Raw genomic sequence first — 19,875 nt, forward strand, 5'->3', positions numbered from 1 at the left:
CTCCTGGTCGTTAAGGATTATTGCAATGCAATGCCGTCAGCTACCCAGTGCTGGGGGGCAACCTGCCGATATCGGGTTTTAGTGACCGTTTCACCCACCTTACGCAACGGCGAGGGGATTTCGCTGTCATCGAAAATACGGGGCTGACGGTTTTCGGGATCCGCTACCGGCACGGAGGCCAGCAGTCGTTGGGTATAGGGGTGTTGCGGCTGATTAAATACCGACTGGCGCGGTCCAAGCTCCACAATCTGGCCGAGGTACATCACCGCGACGCGATTAGCAATGCGCTCGACGACCGCCATATCGTGAGAGATGAAAATCCATGCCACGCCCGTTTGCTGCTGCAGGTCCATCATCAGATTGACCACCTGCGCCTGAATCGAGACATCAAGGGCCGATACCGCTTCATCAGCAATAATCACTTTCGGTTTCAGCGCCATGGCGCGGGCAATAGCAATACGCTGACGCTGACCGCCAGAAAATTCGTGCGGATAACGACGCGCGTGCTCTGGCAGGAGACCGACGCTCTTCAGCAGCGCATCGATCTGTGGGGAAGCCTGTTCAAGCGAAGAGACCATGCCATGTAACAGCAACGGCTCGGCAATGGTGAAACCCACTGTCAGGCGGGGATTCAGTGACGCATAGGGATCCTGAAACACCATCTGAATTTCACGGCGGAGCGGCTGGAATTCTGCCTCTTTCAGGTCAGAAATTTCCTTTCCTTCAAAGTGAATACTTTCAGCTTCACTGTTGATGAGGCGCATCAGCGCCCGTCCGGTTGTCGATTTGCCGCAGCCGCTTTCACCCACGATGGCCAGGGTCTCACCTGGCCACAGACTGAAATCAATCTGCTCAACCGCATGCACATGATGCGTCAGGCTCGATAAGATGCCGCTGCGAATCGGGTAATAGACTTTTAATCCGCGCACATCCAGCAGCGGCGCAACGTCATAGCGAGCGGTATGCTGTTCGCCTTGCACAGTCTCGCGGGCACCGGGCAGAGGAAAGCGTTGCGGCCATGTGTGTTCCCGCATATCACCGAGTTTTGGTACTGCCGCCAGTAACGCTTTGGTATACGCATGCTGCGGGGCGGCAAAAATCTCAGACACGGTTCCCTGCTCTACCACTTCGCCACGCAGCATGACCACCACGCGATCGGCGATTTCCGCTACCACGCCCATATCATGAGTAATAAACAGCACCGCCATTTGTTTCTCACGCTGCAGCTCACGCAGAATATGGAGAATGCGCGCCTGCACGGTGACATCCAGCGCTGTGGTAGGCTCGTCAGCAATCAGGAGTTGTGGGTCACAGGCAAGGGCCTGCGCAATCATCACACGCTGCCGCATGCCGCCTGACAGCGAGTGAGGATAGCTTTTCATGACGCGATCCACATCGGCGATACGCACCTGGCGCAGCAATTCACGCACCCGCGTATGGGCCTGCTTTCTGTCGCACTGCTGATGATCGCGTAACGCCTCGGTAAGTTGATCATCAATGCGCAGCACCGGATTCAGCGAGGTCATGGGCTCCTGAAAGATCATCGCCATTTCACGGCCACGCAACGTGCGGCGCTGAGCGTCATCCAGCTTTTCTAACGCATGCATTTTTCCGCTACGGTCGCGGAACTGCATGCTGCCGCCATCGACACGTCCGTTGTTTGCCAGCAAGCCCATCACAGCCAGCGACGTGACAGATTTACCTGAGCCGCTTTCACCCACTACGGCGACGATTTCACCTGGATGAATGTCAAAACTGATGCCTTTGAGTGCCTGATTCTCACCGCTGCGTCCATGAAACGAGACGCTGAGATCCTGAATCGCCAGCACGGGAGAGGCAGAGGCAGCGCGGGTTGCAGGGGAAGTACGTTGTGTGTCCGTCATCGTCGCCTCACAGAGTTATAGCCAGATACGGCCTTGGGAGTAGCTCAGGAAAGGAGAACTGTCGGCGGCTAGCCAGATGGGGCCATCCAGATCGACGAACTCAGCGTTAACCGCGACGGGCAATGCGGCCTCCATAGCCAGTGACGAGCCCAGCATGCAACCGACCATAATGCGCATATTGAGCGTCCGCGCTTCATCCACCATCGCCAGCGCTTCAGTCAGGCCACCGCACTTATCCAGCTTGATATTGATCATCTCGTAGCGATCGCGTAGTCCGGCAATATCCGCCCGCGTATGGCAACTCTCATCGGCACAGACCGGTATGGGATGTTTGAAACGTAACAGGTCATGGTCCTGTCCGGCGGGAAGGGGTTGCTCCACCATCGCGATGTTGAAGGCCTTCAGTGCCACCAGCAGGCTTTCCAGTTCCAGACCCGACCAGGCTTCATTGGCATCGATAATGAGCGTGGCATGCGGTGCCGCCGCGCGAATCGCCGCCACTTTTTCCAGAATCGCATTACGGTCGAGCTTAATTTTGAGCAGGAGGGTGCCACGTGACATAGCATCCGCCGCCGCCTGAGCCATACATTCCTGCGTATCGAGGCTAAGGGTTTCTGCCGTAATGACCGACTCTGGCTGAGAGCAGGTGCTCTTTTGCCAAAGCGTCTGATTAGCCCGTGCGCCATCAAGTCGCCATAGCGCACAGTCCAGCACGTTGCGCGCTGAACCGGCGGGTAAGCGGTGTTGCAGATCATGATGGCTGAGGCCCGACTCAATGTCAGTGCGTACCGCTTCGAGCATGGCCTGAACGCTATCCGGCGTCTCATCGTAGCGGGCCGTTGGTGTGCATTCGCCCTGCCCGATGAATCCCTCCTGCTCCAGGGTGACACGGATGACCGTCACGGCGGTACGGGTACCGCGTGCGATAGCAAAGGGTCGCGCCAGCGGCAGCTCCACCACATCAATCTGCAACTTTCTCATTTCAGCCACGCTCCTGAAGCAGTGCGGCGATCTCATCAATACCAAAACGCACCGGATCTGTGGCAGGTAAGCCAAACTCAGCGCTGATTTCGGCGCAATAAGCGAGCGCCTCTTCTTCGCTGTAATTGGAGGTATTGATAGCAAAGCCAGCCAGCTGAACCGACTCACTGGTCACCTGTGCGGCGCGCAGATTGGCTTCAACGCACGCCTGCAGGCTGACCATGGGCTGGTGTGGCAAATGACGCATGTGGAGTCGTCCCATTTCATGGCACATAACCAGCCAGTGTGGTTGCGCACCGTGCATCAGCCCCATACTCACGCCCGCATAAGAGGGATGGAACAGTGAGCCCTGGCCTTCAACGATGTCCCAGTGGTCCTCGTCATTCGCCGGTGAAAGCGCTTCTGCTGCACCGGCAATAAAATCAGCGATGACCGCATCCACAGCAATGCCCTCCCCTGCGACCAGAATGCCGGTCTGCCCCGTGGCACGAAAATCAGCTCTCAGGCCGCGCGCACGCATCGCCGCTTCCAGCGCCAGTGAGGTGTACATCTTGCCCACTGAGCAGTCTGTACCCACGGTCAGTATCCGCTTACCTGAACGCTTCTTACCGCTGCCAACATTGAGCGCTGGACGCATATGACGCAGGTCAAAAAGCTCAACGCCAGAAGCCTGTGCAAGCGTCACCAGTTCCGGTTCATCCACCAGTCGGTGGTGCAGCCCACTGGCCACATTCATGCCTGCTTTAATGGCACTTTTGGTCGTTTCAAGCCAGTGCGCTGGCAGATAGCCCCCGGCATTGGCAGTGCCAAGCACCAGCGTTTTTGCGCCGCGCGCTTTGGCGCCGGGAATATCCAGTTCATCCAGACCCAGACTGACCGTGCAGCCCGGCAGTTTAATTTCGCCAACGCACTGCTCCGGCCGCCAGATATGAATACCGCGCGCCGTTTTTGCCGCAAGGGGATCGGTAACATCGCCAAGAAAGAGTAAATAGGGTTGTGGGATTAGCATGTTGTCTCTCGTTTCAGCCAAAAGATCAGGTTCTGAAACCACTATTTCATGCGCTCTGAAAGGTGACGAATGCTTGTTTAGCAGGAGGGTATAACGGCAGGTTATAGCCAGAGGTAATAGTAATGATGGGTGGGTTTTTCAGGAGGATTGGATAGGGAATAGATTAAAAAGAAGGGGTGGGTCATAGGAAAAAGATCGTGTTCGGGCTGGAAGGAGGGATATGGGCAAGGGGAGAAAAAGGCTTACGGAGTAACTAACGCCGGGCCGCTGATGAGAACATTTATGACGAATGCCAGCGACCCTGCCGGCTTATATCAGGGCAACAAAAAATCCGCTACCTGAAATACAGGATGTCGAAATTAATCCGTTTCTTCCGGTGCGAGGTGAAACAGCTCTTCTGCCATCGAAAGGATTCTGTCTTTATCGACTATTTTATCAACCCACTCTGCAGGAATGCCTGACAGTCCATACAATGCGCCTGCTAACTGGCCTGCGGTGGCTGCCACGCTATCAGCATCATCAGCAAGATTTGCCGCCAGCAAAATGGCATCTTTGAAATTGTCTGTATGCCAGACGGCCCATAATGCGGCCTCAAGGGTGTCGATGACATAGCCTGAGGAGCGGATTTGATCACGATGCTTTTCTTTATATTCTCCGGCATTGATAATCAGAACTCTTACCAGGAAGGGAATTTTGTGCGGAGAAAAAGCTTCATTTTTTCCAAAGCCATTCAAAAGATAATGTAAAATAACATTTATATATTGGCAGCAGTCGATTGACTCTGGTGCACAATGCGTTGACATACTTTGAATACTGGCATCACGCCAGCCATCAATAAAAGATTTCCTTCTAAAAATAGCAACGGGCGCATGCCGAATTAATGCAGCATTGCCTGCCGTTTCAGGAGAGTTGTTGCCCAACCAATCAGGCCCATGCTTGATGACTTGCTCAAGAGCATAGCGGGTAGTATTACCAATATCAAAGCAAACTCCATTGGAACTATTATGACCCGTTTTATACCAACTGATTAATTTTTCCCTGAAAAAATCCATATCACAACAATTCTTTTCAATGTACGTTTCTACCAGACACAGTGCCATTGAGGTGTCATCGGTCCACTCTCCGGCCTTAAGATTGAAAGGACCACCGCCAACCATATCGTAAATGTGAGAACTGTCACGAGCCTAGAATTCCAGAGTAGTCCCCACTGCATCACCAACGGCAAGTCCCATGAGTAAACCTTTGGCTTTATCTAAGGCCTCAACGTCAGAAATACGTTGTTTCAGCGTATACATCCACTCAGGTTTCACTGGCTTTTCATCAGGCATTGGCCGATGTTCGTAAGCCATCCGGTTGATGAGTTGAGGCGATAGCTCAGGCAACAAATGTGCATACTTCCTTGCATATGTTTTAAGTTCAGATTCTGACAATCTTAGGTCTATCATACAAATTCCTTTTCAATTACGTGGGAGGCAAAGCGCTACAACATTTCTTAGTCTTTTCTCTCTCTTGCTTAGCAAACGCTAAGGACCAAAATAGTGCATTAGCGTATCCATATCATTCCAGTCATCTTGTGTAAGTGGCTGTTTCTCCATGCTGTCAAATTTGTGCCTGATGCCCTTCATTGGAATTGCGTACTCATTTTTTGTTGCTAAATCCATTAACAGGTCTATATCAGACTGATTTTTTAAGGTTCTGTTTAAAAGATTCAGCAACATCATTTCAGCTTCTTTTCTCTCTGGAACACACATTTTTAATTCCTCCAACAGATTATCATTATGTAACGGTTAAACCTTTCCATGCTGATGTACGTGTAAATCTAAGTTTTCTTAACCTGTTAAAGCAGGAGATTGTTTGCTTTTACTCCAGGGACACTTCACTGTGCCGATATCAGCCGCATCCTGTGAGGCGTCCAGACTTTGCTTCAGCCCTTACGAGTTTATGATCCAATCAGAGTCCTGGTTGGTGTGCCAAAAAAACCTGATTATTTAAGAAAACTCAAGGATACTTAATGCCTAATCTCTCCTTTTCCCATTGAATTTCATTTTCACTTTTTTTTCGTAGCCTGACGATCATAACGCCCAGAACCTCAGTCTGCTTATCATTTAGATAGAGTTCAAAACCATAGTTCCTGTCATAACCAGCTAAAATATACACATAGCTTCCCTGATAGAGACTAAGATTTTCTTTTAGCGAGACACTCTCTATAACCTCGCCACCCATATTTTTTACGCAACTGAGATGGATATCAATTTCCTCCTTTGCTCTGCCCGTCACATTGCTTCTTGAAAACAAAAGATTTATACTTTGAAAATCTATATACTGACGTAACAAATCTGGCGCCAGAGCATCCAAAAGCATTTCGTCTGGACTATTTTCAGTCATAGCAACTCACTCTTTATTCCGTTTAAAAGCTTTGAGCGTTAAATATCAGGTACAACTAGCCCAGCAAAAAATGAGCACAATCATCATGTTAATTAGCTGAATTCCTTAGAATGATGATCAGCTAAGAATCTTTTTAATATCGAATTGTAAGCCAGAGGCTAATTTAATAACCTCAATGCTATATATATCCGGCTCGCTCAATATTTGATCAAGATAAAAATTCAGCCTGATGAGCATCTCACCTGAGCTTATACTATAGTCAAGAGCATAAGAGATATTCTTAGCTAACCCAGAAGATAGGTTTACATCCTGAATGATCAGGCAGACTAAACTTCTGGCTTTAAAAAACATATCAGCCTTCATATTAACTTCACCCTGAACTTAACAGTGCTCACAATCGCATATTATATCCTGCATCGCTATTGATAAAAACCATTTTTATTAAATTTACTTTTCGGAACCTGAACGATAGTGACAATTTATTGTCGCCGTTCTGTTATAAACGTCATAAACTACATCGATGCTGCCCCAAACCCCGTTTAAAGGTAATGAAGTTCTCGTTTGTTCCTTAAACCAACGTTTTAATATTTTAGTTATGCCTCCTGTAAGGCTTTTCTGCTCACCCATCAACAATTTTTCTGGTGCAAAACTCCAGCGCGATATTACAGCATCTGAGTTCCCGGACTCAAAAAAACTGACAACCAAATAAATATCGCCACTATTATTGTTTTTAAACGAAAAAACACTTCTGTATGAAACTGTATCCTCAATATTATCTGGCCATGACTCCCAGACAAACCCAGGAATTGACATCAACTCATGTTTAGTTGTTTTTGGGGTTAAAATCAACGAATCATTAAAAACCAGCTCTCCCATTGCGTATTTTAAGCTCATATTTAAAAACTCGTCTTTGTTATTACAGATTGAGATACGATTATAACTCTGCACTTATCTCTTCAACGACAGGACATTAAATTTATCATGCACAGCATACGGTTGCATCATGATCATTATCACCGTAGTGCGTCATTAAAACTCGAGTCTGTTTATGTATCTGGGAACGTCACTCCACTTCCCTGTTTCGGAAAGCACAACCTTACCATTAACAATAACGGAAAGATTATTGATCACGTTATTGATAATATAACTTGCATCATGATTTCGAAATGTATAAGTGAGGATCGGACAAGAGGTTTTACCGCAGTCGCTTTTCATAGCTTTACCTTTAAGCCTGGCAACCGCGCCATCTGACTTTCGAACCCCTTCGTAGCTAACATCATTGCAGTCTGAATCAGTCGCACAAAGCGAGGTTATTTTAATCCTGAATTGGCTTGTCTCGAAAAAGCGTTCCTTTTTACTGCTCTTTTTTTGTTTAGCATTCACGCCAGGTGACGGCACCTTGTCAAAACGCTGCACCCAGTCAGCAATATCTTCCTGTATTGTGTCCCTTCCCGGTGCATTAGAGACATAATGCACTTCATTGCTTTCCGGAGAGAACCACGCAGCATAAATTTTACCATCAGGCTGTATGACAAACGCTGAAGCCTGTTCAAGATAAAGATCTTTTAGCCAGCCCTCAGCGAATAATCCTCCCTCTTTAGTTTTATGAGGTTCACCAAACACATCAAAGTTCTGACTAAATTCGTTGTAGTCTTTGCCCAGCACAGATTTTAAACTGGAAACAACTGCCTGGTTATTAAAGATAGCTGAAATTTTGGCTAAGCTATCATACTGAGACAACGGTTGTGAATTTTCAGAAGCCATAGCGGCACCTATTATGGTACCAGAGACGATAAACAAAAAAATCACTCTTCTAAATAATCTCATCATTACCTGCCTGAATAAATTTAATAGCCAGAATTGTCTGTACATCAATTCCTTTTAAAGGAATTAAATGAAAATCAGTTTCATCGCATCTGAACTGACTCTGAGAGGCTGCTCTTATTTTAACTCCTTCAATCGGGAGTCCTCGGGCGTTACTGGTCTGGCTGTAGCAAAACAGTGGCATTAAAACCGGTGTCCGCCCTGAAAATAACATTTTAAAGCAAATCAAAATCACGCTTACTTATTTCGCTGTTAGCAAAATCTTCGCAAGACATCCTGATATTTGCAGATACCCTTTCGCACGTGCTAAACAGATCTTCTGCGTTCAGTAGATAGTCAGTCACAATGAAAAATCTTTCAACGTCGACTTTGTAATTTCCCTCACTGAAAATAACCTTGAGTACATGCGTATCGTTCCCACACCGATATAATGTGAAATCCCAGGGTTTCATGGCCAATTTCAACTTACTCATCAGTCGTCGTCCTGTAACGTTGACCTTTTCAGTTTCATATCGTTGAAATGAGGCATAATCCCTTCTTATATCCTGAGACAATTCATCAAGTGCTTCAAAATCACCTGACTGTATCAGTCCTGATATATCCAGTTTAAAATACCTGCTCACATCAAAGTGAGAGTTTCTGTAGGCATTAGGAAACAAAACACTGATTATATAACCCTTTTTTGTTTCGAGAATTGCATAGTCTCCTTTCCTCACGTGAATCACAACTCCATCGCCCATACCCTGCATTAGCCTCTCTGGAAAGGTTATTTACATTTTCACGCCACAAACATTTTCATTGTGAGATGAAAATTTCCGCGGTCCCATAGAAAGAACCTTGATTGTCAGAGGTTTTCTCTTAGCGCCTGTCAACACAACTTTTTCCCTTCTATCCAAAGCCCTTCCTGGGAACAAGCACGGCCACGTTTAATGAAAGCACAACCAATAATTTCATTATCTATTACAAAGCAATGGCCAGACATCACACCATTTTTTAACGGAAAGACAATGATTTTGGTATTATCTTTAAGGGCTGCTAAACGTTTAATCAGTGCATCCAGACCCAGGGGATCGCTGATATCAATCTCAGTTGACCGCTTTCTGCTTCGATATTTAGATAATAATAAACTTAGTGATTCATTATAAGAAACACCGATTTCGAGGCTATCAGACAGGAAAATCTCACTCAAACACTGAGTCCAAACATCTCTTGATGCTGGCATCGCAGATAGCAGATAGCTTAGATCATCCATATTGCTACATCTCCCGGGTCTGTCACGACTCCACTTGTTAGCACACCGGCCAGAAATATGAACTGGGGGGCATTCTGAAGGCACTTCCTTTGAAAGAGTTAACCTGCTCTGCAAGAACTGTCGTGTGACAGGCAGAGGGTGATCAACTCTTAATGTACTGAATATCCTCTATGGCCAATAACGTCAGGCCGTTGTGCAAGGCAGAACTCACCTGACACATCCCAGGCGACCGTGTTGTGTTACGCGATGACTTCAATCTTTTTCGTCGGGTGCCATTTCATAAAGCTGTTTCGCCAATGAAAGAATCCTCTCTTTATGCGCTATTTTCTCAACCCATCCCTCAGGAATGCCTGACAGACCATATAACGCACCCGCGAGCTGACCAGCGGCAGCCGCTATGCTATCTGCATCATTACCCAGATTCGCCGCCAGCAAAACAGCCTCTTTGAAATTATCTGTATGCCAGACGGCCCATAATGCTGCTTCCAGGGTGTCGATGACATAGGCAGAAGATCGTATTTGATCCCGGTATTTTTCTTTATATTCACCGGCGTTGATCAGAAGAACACGTAATGATGATCCCATAAGATGCGGCGCCAGGCTTTCACTTTTACTGTAACCATTTAAAAGGTAATGAAGTATTAAGATGAAAAAACGGCAACAGCTGACAGACTCAGCCGCGCGATGCGTTGCGTTACTCTGTTGTTTTGCATCACGCAAGGCGTCAACAAATGATTTTCTCCTGAAAATAGCGGTGGGTGCCAGTCGGACCAGAGCGGCATTCCCTGCGGTATCAGGTGAAGTATTCCCCATCCAGGTGGGTCCGTGTTGTTCAAATTGCTCAAGCGCAACGCGGGTTGTGTTACCTATGTTGAAGCAGACACCGTTTGAGCTATTCGTCCCGTTTCTGTACCAGCTGAGTAGCTTTTGACGGAACAGCGTCGTGTCACACTTATGGCTCTCAATGTAAGTTTCAGCCAGACAAAGTGCCATTGAGGTGTCATCAGTCCATTCCCCGGGTTTCAGGTTGAAAGGTCCCATGCCAACCATATCGTCTACATAGGCCTTATCGCGCGGAACAAACGCCAGTGTTGTACCAATCGCGTCTCCTGCCGCCAGTCCTATGAGAGCACCCTGCGCTTTGTCCAGGGCCTGCACATCAGTGATCTTTTGAGGCTGTGAGTACATCCATTTGGGCTTTTGTTTGTCTTCTGCCGTTTCTGGCATCGGTATAGGGTTGTAAGACATCCTGTTCATCAACTGACGCGAAACGGGTGGAATTAAATGGGCGTAACGTTGTGCATAATGAAAAATTTCGTCTTCGCCAGCTCTGAGATCCATCATAAAATCACTCTCCGTTTATAGAACTAACTTTAATTGCAGCAGAGTTGAGCGGTTTCCCGTCGCTGAGCAAGTGTTGGTGTGGAATCCGGCCATCACCATGCAGCCGCTTTTCGCTCCAATACGTCTATGAAACAAAGGTCGCTGAAACGCCTGATCTTTAGCGTTTTTTAGCAAAAATTAAAATAAATCTCTCTTAGTAAATCTCCATCTTTTTCATCCAGAGTGATATCTTTTACCATGTTCAGGTTTGCTAGAATCCCTTTTACAGGAACATCATCTCTTAGAATACATTCGAAGAAATCACTTCTATTGCTTTCCGGCACATATTTATTGATTAAATAAAACAGGTGCTCTCTTAAATCTTGCTGAGTCATCCTATTTACTTCCGAATGGTTGATAAATTTCACAATGATGAATACGCCCTGCCTGTTTCTTTATCTGGCCTTGTCAATATCAATTTCTATGTCGTTAAAAATTTTCAGCCCTGGATTTCTGAAAAAGTTCATGACGGACTCAATAAGAGCAGAAGCACAGGAAAAGTTTCTGGAAAAACTCACACAATCAGGCCCGGATAGTCCGCCTAAAATTTAGCAATATTAATTCCAGCTCTGGCCTGAGTTAATAAAATGACTTCATTAGCATCACCCGGGCTGCGTTGAGCTTTGAGCGCTTCGTCCTTGCTTATTTCAGACTCAATCTCTTTACCGACTAAACCGCCATCATCATATCGGATATAAAAAATTCCATCTCTTACTACGATATCAATACCATAATCACTAAATAGAGTCTCGCTCATACCGTTCTCTTAAAATATTTCAGTTTGAAGGATTGCGCATTGCCGCACTAAGCTCAGGCTTTAGAAACAGACCGGGCTGCCTTTGAGGTAATGCTCTGGAAGAGACGGAGGCATTACCCGGTGTAGCCGTAGTGAGGCTGTACGCTCCCGGAATAGATGGCGCTAAGCGGCATTGTGCTGCCATTACTATCCGGGTGAATCGAAATATGTTCAACATCACCAGACTCACTCTTTAGCCGTGATGATCACTTTACTCAGGCAATCCGGATTTTTGACAGTAAAAGAAAACGTGATTACCTGACCATCCACCTCTGGAGCAGATGTATAGCTGGTTACTTCATTTTCAGATTGGCCGCGAGGATAGTCACTCAACTTAACACCCGGATACTGTTTTCTGACATCATCAAGAGTTGTGCATTTACCATCGGGAGAAAAGCTCAGAAAAGGAGCCATGCCGCCTGATGATTTACTGACACGCAACTCAATATCAGTAATTTTTGCTTCATCTTCCAGTTTTACCGAATTTTCCTGATAAACGTTGATGTAGTCATTTTGTGTTTGTAATGTCAATTCCAACGGAAACTGATTAAGATTTCCCAAAGACAGACTTTTAAGTGAAGCACTCAACTGAGTGATAAAACTCCAGATCTCTTTATTTTGCATATTTGCATCTGCGAACCCGCTAAAAAGAAAAAATGTCAGTATGAACAGTACCCTATTTCTTCGATATATCATTTTTATCATACCGATCCTTATCTTCCTCATCATGATAGTACCCGGTGTCAGATTCTCCGGCAGGAACGAGTGACTGATACGCTCTTCACGCTCTCACCGTCCAAAAGGGGTAACCAGGCAGGCGGGGGGCTCGTGGTCCTTATAGGCTTGTGTTAGTGCTAAACGCAGGTTTTCACTTCTATGTGGCTCACTGGCACTCACTCACCCAGCAGCAACACAGACGAGTATACATCAATAGATAACAAGTCTGCCGGATGGCCATTGCCCTTCCCATCCACAGGGAATATGTCCATTCTCATAAATTACCGTCAGCCGCTCAAAAAATCGCTCGTTAGGTAAATATGATTTATAGGCATCTTCAGCAAGAAAACTGACTAAATCCCACTTCACATTATTGACCAGGATATCATCATCTATTGAATTGGGATTCTTTATGAAGGGTATGATTTCAATATCAATAATCTCTTTTGCTTCTCTGACAAGACCATTCCAGTAGTGATATTTCAAGCTTTGTCTTTTTGCCAGATATCCGGTTATCGCATTACCCGCCTGAAGCGTTACATTTTCCCAATCGATGCTCGTTATATGGCTGATAAAATCTGATTCAGCAGTTATATTTTTTATGTCATTCAAATAACCGCCTCTACCTATGTTAACAAACCACGGGATATTCTGAAGACGATCTACAGCTATTCTGGAGATTTCCATCTGTATTTTTCTTCCGGACAATACTAGTGTCTTCAACCCGTCAGGCGAGAGCTATGCAATGTAAAAATTTACTTTAATCGTTGTCTTATCAACGTTCGCAGACTGCCATGATCCTGAGTGCCACTCTTTACTTCATTTTTTACGCGTTAAATCGAGAGTCGATTGAGCTGGCCTTATTTACCCTGGCAGATTCAAGTGGCTTTGCGCAAAAAATACTCAATCACAAGTTACATTTTCTTGCTCTGGACTGGGACGTTAACATCACTTCATAAGCATCCAGCCCGCTTTGGCGAGCTTTGATAGCCTCCTGTTCACTTATTTCATATCTTATATCTTTAATGCTAATGCCGCCTTCATCAAAGTTGATGTAATACTTACCATTCTCTTCAGTGATGAACATGCCATAGCCACTAAATATCATTTTTTCCATCACCAACACCTTAGCGACACGTTGTATTCTTATCAAACTGGCCTGAGCATCCTGTTACAATGACAAAAATATAGTATCTTAAGCAAACCTTTCTCATACATTGGAATAAAATTTACGATAAAAATCTTTAAATCCTTCAGGTTTTTCGTGGGACTTTTTTAATCCTGTCTCCTAATGACATAATAACTTCATAGGCATCCTGTTGGCTTTTTTTGATTTTTAGAGCTTCATGCATGCTAATTTCAGCTTCAAGATATTCAGGAACAAGCCTGCCCGAGTCAAACAAAGCAATAAGAATCCCATCCCTGTCTACAAGGGTTATCCCATAATCGCAAAAGATTTGATATTGCATATTCAATACCGATTAATAATTAAAGGGGTCTGATGAACATGTCAGAAACCTGACTGCACTTCTCCGGGCCTGAGCAAAACGCCTGATTGAAGTGCTCTTCGCACCCAGACTTATTTTCAACACCGTCGTTCACATAACGAATAGGTCAGGATGTAAAGCTGCCACATGAGTCTCCATAAGCTTTCCTATGGATGCACGGCGCTATTTTTGCATGCCCTGCCTGACAATATAGAAAACGCAACAGGCTGAAAACACTTTTAACCGCGTTATGGAATGACAGATAGGAAAACATGAAACCGATAATCTCCAGACAAACGATTTGCTATTTTTCCACGTGATCAAGAATCTTAGCGATATTACTCTTTATTGAATCCAGCGGAATATTACGTTTAATCCTCTCATTGTAATCATCATGCCAGAGATGATAATCAGAGAAAGAACCATTTCCGCCATACATTAACCTCCATGTATCACATGCATCCTTACAATAACTTGCTGATTCACCCCCCTGAGAGTCGATAGAAACCCTGAGCTTTTCTATTATTGATAAAACGCCTCTAATCCAGTTACGCTCTCCATCATTGATTAGAATGTTTTTTAAATTCATAAATTCAATTAATAGTTTTTGAGCCATTTCTTTACAATACACTACCCACCTCACAGGCCATGCTTCTGATACCTCAACCCACTCACACGACCGAATTCACAGGCCATTTAATCATTAGTATAACATTCGCATTGCAGGCAGTGAGGGCCGGTATAATTCGCTGCGGCCATTATGATTTATATTAACTTTTACAGCATCAGTAAGCCCGTGATAACCGCACCAGTTGATTAGTTTGCTGATGGAAAGAGAAATGCCAGTCACTCCAGCCATCAATTTTGCCAGTAAAAACGCAGACTATTAAGACTTCTTTTTTTGAATCCACCGTCATGTAGTAGAATGCTCCACCATCGGGCGGTGAAAAAGATGATAAAATTTTGCCTTGCGCATTTATTATAGTGAGTCTTTCAGGCAAACTTTCCTTCTGATCAAGAACAAATATTAAATCTCTGCTTTCATCAACCAACACCTGATCGATTCCTGATAATGTCAATGTAAATTCTTCATCCATAAATCCCCACTGAATAGTGGATCGATCAGCTAACAATGTTAACCCACTGATGTTATTCATTTAAACACCTTTCTTATTGACTGACGACTTATTAGCGAAAAATACATTAATTTTGCCATCAATAAATCAACTTTAACTCTCACTTTTATTCTATGCAAAAAGCACTTATTCAGCACTTAGCCAGGTCATAAATTGACAGCATGGAGCAGGATAGATGAGAAAAATTCTGGCATTAATTGCAGTTCTCATTCTCCAAAATTAACTAAAAGCCATCAGTAATCATTAAAGCAGAAGATGACCTGTGATGTGAGTGATGAGCCATGATCCGACATGCGTTATTTTTCACTGGACAACTTACCCTTAAAAACATAAATAAGATCAGTCCATTCCTTATAGCTGAGATCACTAATGTAATAATCCCCAAGCCATTTAACGTGGCTACGGGAAATCAAATCATCAATAGCAGATATTCTGTTCTTATCATTTTTTTCCAGTGTACTAATCATTAAAACCATCGAGCTAATCTCACTGGCCTCTTTGTTAAAACCAGACCTGCTCAGAATATCGCACACTGTTCGGCTTATTTCTTCGAAAGTCATAATGGTTCCGTTTTTCAACGCAGACAAAGTGGATGACGAGATATTTTCATGTTGCGATTAGCATAATAAGCAATCTACTCTTTGTGTAATGACCTGTTCTGGGTTCACCATGCCTGACGCGACAAAAAAGTTACCGCGTTGCCAGACGACTTGCACTGTAACAATTGCTGGCTGGTTTTACTGATGCGACGCTCCAGTGGATCGTAGCGGAAGCTCACCTTCGTGCATGGCTTATTGCGGTCCCACGGTTCGCTGAGGAAGTTCGTCAAACGGTGCTCACCATCGTAACGGTAGTATTAGTGGGGCTGACCATGCTACTTCCCGGTGGTACGTCCATGGAAATTATATTGCAAGCGGATATTGTTTCGTGCGGTTATGGCGGAACCAGCCTTGCAATCCAGCGTGTTGCCTGCATTGTCCCATCGCAATTGCTCACAACTCGGCTGCGCGTCATCATAAGGCAAACAAACAACCGGCATTATCGTAGTTCCATAATGTCTGTTGAAAGGATATCGTCGCGCTCTTCAAGGTTGAGATTGTTAGCGTAATCGTAATAACGCTAATGAAACCTGCATATCGCAGCAGAGCTATCCTCATCATCAATACTTACAAGGGGGTAACTTGCATCTGGCTTTTGGTTTCAGTTTGAGAGAAAAATAGAAGAGAGTCGCGGAATGGGTATTCCGCGATAACAGCACTTCAGACCAGTATGGGTTATTTCATGCGACGCTGCCGGGCGACGCTGGCGAGGCGTTTTGTCCGGCAGTAAATGGCAAAAAGGATGAAAGCCTGCCCGTTAAGTATCCAGCGCGCACCCACCAAAGCCGCGAGAGCCAGAAGCAGCCACAGACCCGAGTGGCTACTCATAACTACGCTATAGCTCAAGAGTAAAACGGTCGATATAAGCAACATCGCACAGACGTAAGCCAGCCCCGCCACACCGGCTGTATGGCCTCGCGCAAGCAGGTAACTGGCCGTGAGTATCACGCCAATAACGACGATTGAGGGAACAAAAAAACTCAACGCATGTACCTGTGGACTGAGCGGAGGTAAAGCGTGCAGAAACGTCAGCAAATTAAATGCAAATGAAACCAGCAACAGCATCAGCACTATCGCAACCGGGAAGCCGTTTTGCCTGGGAAGCGACTCAGCAGGCTGTTTAAAATAACGTTCAAGCTCTGTAGTGGAACGGGCAAGTATGGAATCATCCTGCCGTGCGATTGCCTGATCTATTTCGCGACCCTGTTGCAGGTGTTCAGTGATATTACGTCCAATAAGCCATGATAAAAATTGCATTAAATTACCGCCAGTGACTGGATTGTTCCCACAATATAGCGCCCGGAACGTGGCACATTACCTGGAGCAGCAATGATACCACTGACAGCACTGCCTGCCACAGCAGCTGCGCTCGTAACGACCTGCGCGAGTTGCTTAACAAGTTCTTTTTGCACCGACTCTACAGGGAAACGCTTTGGATAAAGTCCTGCACGGATGGCGGCTTTAAGCTCTTTATTACTTATACCAGGGTTTTGTGCCTTAATGATTAATTCAGTAAGGCGAGCCCGGTCCTGCCTTGGATAGTTCCTGAGCCACTCCGTTGCTTTTAAAGAAGAGACTGATTTCATCGCTCGCCATGTTGCCAGGGCTTCTTTTAACGCACCGCCCACACTGGCTAGTGAAATAAGGTCAAGGGACGTTGAAGTGGCAACGTACCAATCCTGAGAGTCCAGCCACGCTACGTTTTCACCACCGTTTTCGACGAGATCATAAACCCGGTAAATACCATTGACACATTGCACGCCTGTTGCGGCAGCGCCAGCATAACCAATAGCAACAAGCACGCCGCTACTGCCAGCGGTTATAGGCGTTGCTGAAGCGCCTATAACCGCTACGCCAGCTGTGATAATCATTGCACCACAGGAAAGCACGGTGGAGGCAATCTCCGTTCCCATTGAGGTTACGCTTACTGCTTCACTAAGTGACTTGCCCGTATTAGACGCTGTGGCTTGCTTAGGCGTTTTGGTCACAATCAGATGTGTAACGATACCACTTTGACCATTGGGATGACGCTGACCAGGCCGAACAAGATAACGCTGTGCGCCATCCGCATAGATGATGCCAGCCTGATAAAACTCCCGAGTACAATCCATTGCTGCACCCAGCGCTTTGAAATCAAAATCAGGTGCCCCATAACCGGTCATCCTCGCGATGTCATAACCCGGTAAGTTATTTTCGGGATTCATTCCTGGCAGGTTCATTTTATCTCCTTATAGGCTCAAACTGATGAAGAGAGAGTTCTTAGAAATTGAAATTTGAAATGCAGGTCCAGTCATTACCGCAACAGGATTACATATGAATAAGCATACAATACGCTAAAAAACCATCATGCTTTAATTAAACAAAAGAACAATAGTTATTCTACTTAACCTTTCACCAAGGACATATAATAGCAGAACCACACTCCATCATAAAAAATTTTTAAAATAAATTGAGCAAAACAACAATAACATTATTCAGGCGGTAGTCACCATAGTAGCAATAGCGCTAACAGGTATGTCCGTCATCTTTTTCAATCGTTTGGCCTTGAATATCGTAGTGCCTGCAGGCATTTATAACCCTTACCAAGATTAATAGCTAAACCTTAACGCCCTACATTATAATTTTCTGCAGTAGCACTACACATTAATATATTGACAGGGTGATTAACTTTAAATTCATCTCCACTCAATATATATCCCACACGTAAATGATCTTTCATTAGACTGTACTGTTATCTCACCCCATGAAAATTCCCAAACATGACCATAAGGAGGATCTTTTAATTCACCCTTGTAATCATTTGGATACTTTTTCATCACCCACTCATACAATCTTTTCTCTTCATCAATTAAAACGTTAAAATTTGCTCTTTTTTCCCAATTATTAATGTTTTTATAAAAATAACCAGTTTCACTGATCAGGAATACGCTCTTATTAATAGAAAAAATAGCAGGCCTAAATTTCACATGGAACGGTTCATTGTGCCACATAACATTTTTTGCAGAAAAATAATATTCCCCTACACTTATAAGATCATCAGATGATTTAAAAAACGAAGAATTAATAAATTTTTCGTAAGAAGAAAGTTCTATTTTACTTCCATCTACAAGCAAAGCACCATTCTCTTCTAAAATCATTTTTTTCATATATCAATTACTTTTCCAGGTTTCAGTTTAAGCCGAGCCTCTTCCGGTATATAAAACTGTAGCCCTCCTCCTCGACCATACTGAGCATTAGCTTCAGCACGTCCTCTGGCTACATGTATATCTTCGGTAACGTAGTAAGCTCTCACCTTTGAACGCATTGTAAATGCTGGGTCTAGCATAACTTGCAAAGCTTTATGATAGCCAAGTGGATCACCTTTATACTGCCTGACTGTAGGATGGCTTACAGTATAAGCAGGTAACCGATCTCCATTAGGATGAAGAGCATAAAGTATCGTCCCTTTTTTTATAACCGTATTCTCATAAACATCGATGCCTGGATAATCTCTATTCCCTGGCCCCTGCCACTTCGTCGCTTCTTTCGCAGGGTCTTTACATTTCATCAACCCCCATGGATCCACCCAACCCAGCGCGTTCGGCGCATACTGGTAGAGGTTGATCCCGCCCGCCAGCCCTATCGGGTCCTGCTGGGTAAACCGTCCGCTGTCCGGATCATAATAACGAAACAGATTGTAGTGCAGTCCGGTTGATTCGGCCCCTGCGGTGCCTCACCCCATTGGGGCCATCGCTGAAGCGATGTTCAAATTTGCTTAAGCAAATTTGTCCCGGTCCAGGTACTGGCCCTGCATACGCAGGTTCTGCTGAAAGGCTGGCATCCGCTGGCTGAACTCGCGCAGCAGCTTGCCCCACGGGCTGTTGATACCTTCCCAGGCTTTTTGCCCTTCAGTGTCAGTCAGCAGTTTCGGCATTCCGTTGGCCGCATTATGGAACCAGTAAATCTCCGGGCTTTCCACACCATCAATACGCGTCACTGGCAGCTTGCATCTATGGCAAATAAAACATTTTATAAAAATATTTTACTGCCTTTGAAATCAATAAAATTAAAAATAAAACTCATCAAACTACTATGAATGGTTTGTTTTATCTCTAACTTGAGTGCATATTATTACTTCATAAGCATCTTGCTCGCTTAATTTTGCCTTATTAAACTCTTCTACGCTTATCTCACATTTAACATCTTTATTAGTAACACCACCAGCATCATAGTTGATATGATATTTGCCATTTTCTTGAGTAAGAAACATACCATAGGCGCTAAAAATAGCCTTTTCCATTATACAATCCTTACTTTAAATTTTATTGATAACCTCTTTATTCAATAGTGATGAATCTATGACTGCTTCAGCACCTCATCTTGGTTTATACCTATCGGGCACCCGAAAAATCGTTTAACCCAAATCATTGCCAGATGGCATACG

General features: G+C 44.9%; 24 protein-coding genes and 3 pseudogenes. All 27 read right to left on the reverse strand.

All coding sequences use genetic code 11. From position 1 onward, the window contains the following. Positions 1-17 precede the first annotated feature (17 nt). Complete coding sequence (locus NR201_RS02420; RefSeq protein ID WP_033767041.1) at positions 18-1,883, reverse strand: ABC transporter ATP-binding protein; 1,866 nt, start codon at positions 1,881-1,883, stop codon at positions 18-20. Positions 1,884-1,898: 15 nt separating this feature from the next. Then, positions 1,899-2,864, reverse strand: coding sequence for an N-acetyl-D-Glu racemase DgcA (gene dgcA / locus NR201_RS02425; protein ID WP_033767035.1), 966 nt, complete (start codon positions 2,862-2,864; stop codon positions 1,899-1,901). A gap of 1 nt (position 2,865) precedes the next feature. Beyond that, positions 2,866-3,873, reverse strand: coding sequence for an N-acetyltransferase DgcN (gene dgcN / locus NR201_RS02430; protein WP_256849335.1), 1,008 nt, complete (start codon positions 3,871-3,873; stop codon positions 2,866-2,868). 359 nt (positions 3,874-4,232) lie between these two features. Further along, positions 4,233-5,318, reverse strand: a pseudogene (tri1, locus tag NR201_RS02435) (ADP-ribosylarginine hydrolase Tri1). Between the two features lie 78 nt (positions 5,319-5,396). Next, positions 5,397-5,639 carry a hypothetical protein gene (locus tag NR201_RS02440; RefSeq protein WP_227028371.1) on the reverse strand — a complete coding sequence of 81 codons (243 nt, stop codon included), beginning with the start codon at positions 5,637-5,639 and terminating at the stop codon, positions 5,397-5,399. Between the two features lie 232 nt (positions 5,640-5,871). After that, positions 5,872-6,258 carry a hypothetical protein gene (locus NR201_RS02445; protein ID WP_187507003.1) on the reverse strand — a complete coding sequence of 129 codons (387 nt, stop codon included), beginning with the start codon at positions 6,256-6,258 and terminating at the stop codon, positions 5,872-5,874. A gap of 117 nt (positions 6,259-6,375) precedes the next feature. Then, entirely contained in the window at positions 6,376-6,621 is a 246-nt protein-coding gene (locus tag NR201_RS02450; protein ID WP_207090948.1) for a hypothetical protein, read from the reverse strand. Positions 6,622-6,705: 84 nt separating this feature from the next. Beyond that, entirely contained in the window at positions 6,706-7,152 is a 447-nt protein-coding gene (locus tag NR201_RS02455) for a hypothetical protein (protein WP_155740622.1), read from the reverse strand. 135 nt (positions 7,153-7,287) lie between these two features. Further along, entirely contained in the window at positions 7,288-8,088 is an 801-nt protein-coding gene (locus tag NR201_RS02460) for a hypothetical protein (RefSeq protein ID WP_242462545.1), read from the reverse strand. A gap of 209 nt (positions 8,089-8,297) precedes the next feature. Next, positions 8,298-8,831: a hypothetical protein gene (locus tag NR201_RS02465; protein WP_052271739.1), complete on the reverse strand. Its 534-nt coding sequence runs from the start codon at positions 8,829-8,831 to the stop codon at positions 8,298-8,300. Between the two features lie 119 nt (positions 8,832-8,950). After that, the gene (locus NR201_RS02470; protein ID WP_256849336.1) at positions 8,951-9,334 is read right to left on the reverse strand and encodes a hypothetical protein; all 384 of its coding nucleotides are present in this window, start codon (positions 9,332-9,334) and stop codon (positions 8,951-8,953) included. A 252-nt stretch (positions 9,335-9,586) separates the two neighbouring features. Continuing rightward, a complete protein-coding gene (gene tri1 / locus NR201_RS02475; protein WP_256849337.1) occupies positions 9,587-10,678 on the reverse strand; it encodes an ADP-ribosylarginine hydrolase Tri1 in 1,092 nt (363 codons plus the stop codon). A 167-nt stretch (positions 10,679-10,845) separates the two neighbouring features. Beyond that, positions 10,846-11,052, reverse strand: coding sequence for a hypothetical protein (locus NR201_RS02480; RefSeq protein ID WP_064691224.1), 207 nt, complete (start codon positions 11,050-11,052; stop codon positions 10,846-10,848). A 206-nt stretch (positions 11,053-11,258) separates the two neighbouring features. Then, entirely contained in the window at positions 11,259-11,474 is a 216-nt protein-coding gene (locus NR201_RS02485; RefSeq protein WP_010669944.1) for a hypothetical protein, read from the reverse strand. Positions 11,475-11,699: 225 nt separating this feature from the next. Further along, the gene (locus NR201_RS02490; protein WP_249654514.1) at positions 11,700-12,137 is read right to left on the reverse strand and encodes a hypothetical protein; all 438 of its coding nucleotides are present in this window, start codon (positions 12,135-12,137) and stop codon (positions 11,700-11,702) included. A gap of 303 nt (positions 12,138-12,440) precedes the next feature. Beyond that, positions 12,441-12,917 (reverse strand): hypothetical protein, encoded by a 477-nt coding sequence (locus tag NR201_RS02495; protein ID WP_256849338.1) that lies wholly within the window; start codon positions 12,915-12,917, stop codon positions 12,441-12,443. A 220-nt stretch (positions 12,918-13,137) separates the two neighbouring features. Continuing rightward, positions 13,138-13,347, reverse strand: a complete 210-nt coding sequence (locus NR201_RS02500; RefSeq protein WP_163639509.1) for a hypothetical protein — start codon at positions 13,345-13,347, stop codon at positions 13,138-13,140. Positions 13,348-13,483: 136 nt separating this feature from the next. Beyond that, positions 13,484-13,699 carry a hypothetical protein gene (locus tag NR201_RS02505; protein WP_064691221.1) on the reverse strand — a complete coding sequence of 72 codons (216 nt, stop codon included), beginning with the start codon at positions 13,697-13,699 and terminating at the stop codon, positions 13,484-13,486. A gap of 322 nt (positions 13,700-14,021) precedes the next feature. Beyond that, positions 14,022-14,333: a hypothetical protein gene (locus NR201_RS02510; RefSeq protein WP_256849339.1), complete on the reverse strand. Its 312-nt coding sequence runs from the start codon at positions 14,331-14,333 to the stop codon at positions 14,022-14,024. A gap of 169 nt (positions 14,334-14,502) precedes the next feature. Beyond that, positions 14,503-14,874 (reverse strand): hypothetical protein, encoded by a 372-nt coding sequence (locus NR201_RS02515; RefSeq protein ID WP_256849340.1) that lies wholly within the window; start codon positions 14,872-14,874, stop codon positions 14,503-14,505. A 275-nt stretch (positions 14,875-15,149) separates the two neighbouring features. Next, entirely contained in the window at positions 15,150-15,413 is a 264-nt protein-coding gene (locus tag NR201_RS02520; protein ID WP_064691219.1) for a hypothetical protein, read from the reverse strand. Positions 15,414-15,520: 107 nt separating this feature from the next. Then, positions 15,521-15,972, reverse strand: a pseudogene (locus tag NR201_RS02525) (type IV secretion protein Rhs); the annotation flags it as partial. Between the two features lie 155 nt (positions 15,973-16,127). Continuing rightward, complete coding sequence (locus NR201_RS02530) at positions 16,128-16,709, reverse strand: hypothetical protein (protein ID WP_256849341.1); 582 nt, start codon at positions 16,707-16,709, stop codon at positions 16,128-16,130. Next, a complete protein-coding gene (locus tag NR201_RS02535; RefSeq protein ID WP_062757482.1) occupies positions 16,709-17,671 on the reverse strand; it encodes a hypothetical protein in 963 nt (320 codons plus the stop codon). The genes NR201_RS02530 and NR201_RS02535 overlap by 1 nt, the downstream gene beginning before the upstream one ends. Positions 17,672-18,127: 456 nt before the next feature. After that, complete coding sequence (locus NR201_RS02540; protein ID WP_256849342.1) at positions 18,128-18,598, reverse strand: hypothetical protein; 471 nt, start codon at positions 18,596-18,598, stop codon at positions 18,128-18,130. Further along, positions 18,595-19,431: pseudogene (locus NR201_RS22670) on the reverse strand (RHS repeat-associated core domain-containing protein); the annotation flags it as partial. The pseudogene NR201_RS22670 and the gene NR201_RS02540, both read right to left, overlap by 4 nt. Positions 19,432-19,521: 90 nt before the next feature. Next, positions 19,522-19,731: a hypothetical protein gene (locus tag NR201_RS02560; protein WP_192033599.1), complete on the reverse strand. Its 210-nt coding sequence runs from the start codon at positions 19,729-19,731 to the stop codon at positions 19,522-19,524. Positions 19,732-19,875 lie beyond the last annotated feature (144 nt).

The organism is Pantoea sp. Fr-CA_6, from assembly GCF_024520895.1.
Classification (GTDB): Bacteria; Pseudomonadota; Gammaproteobacteria; order Enterobacterales; family Enterobacteriaceae; genus Pantoea; species Pantoea agglomerans.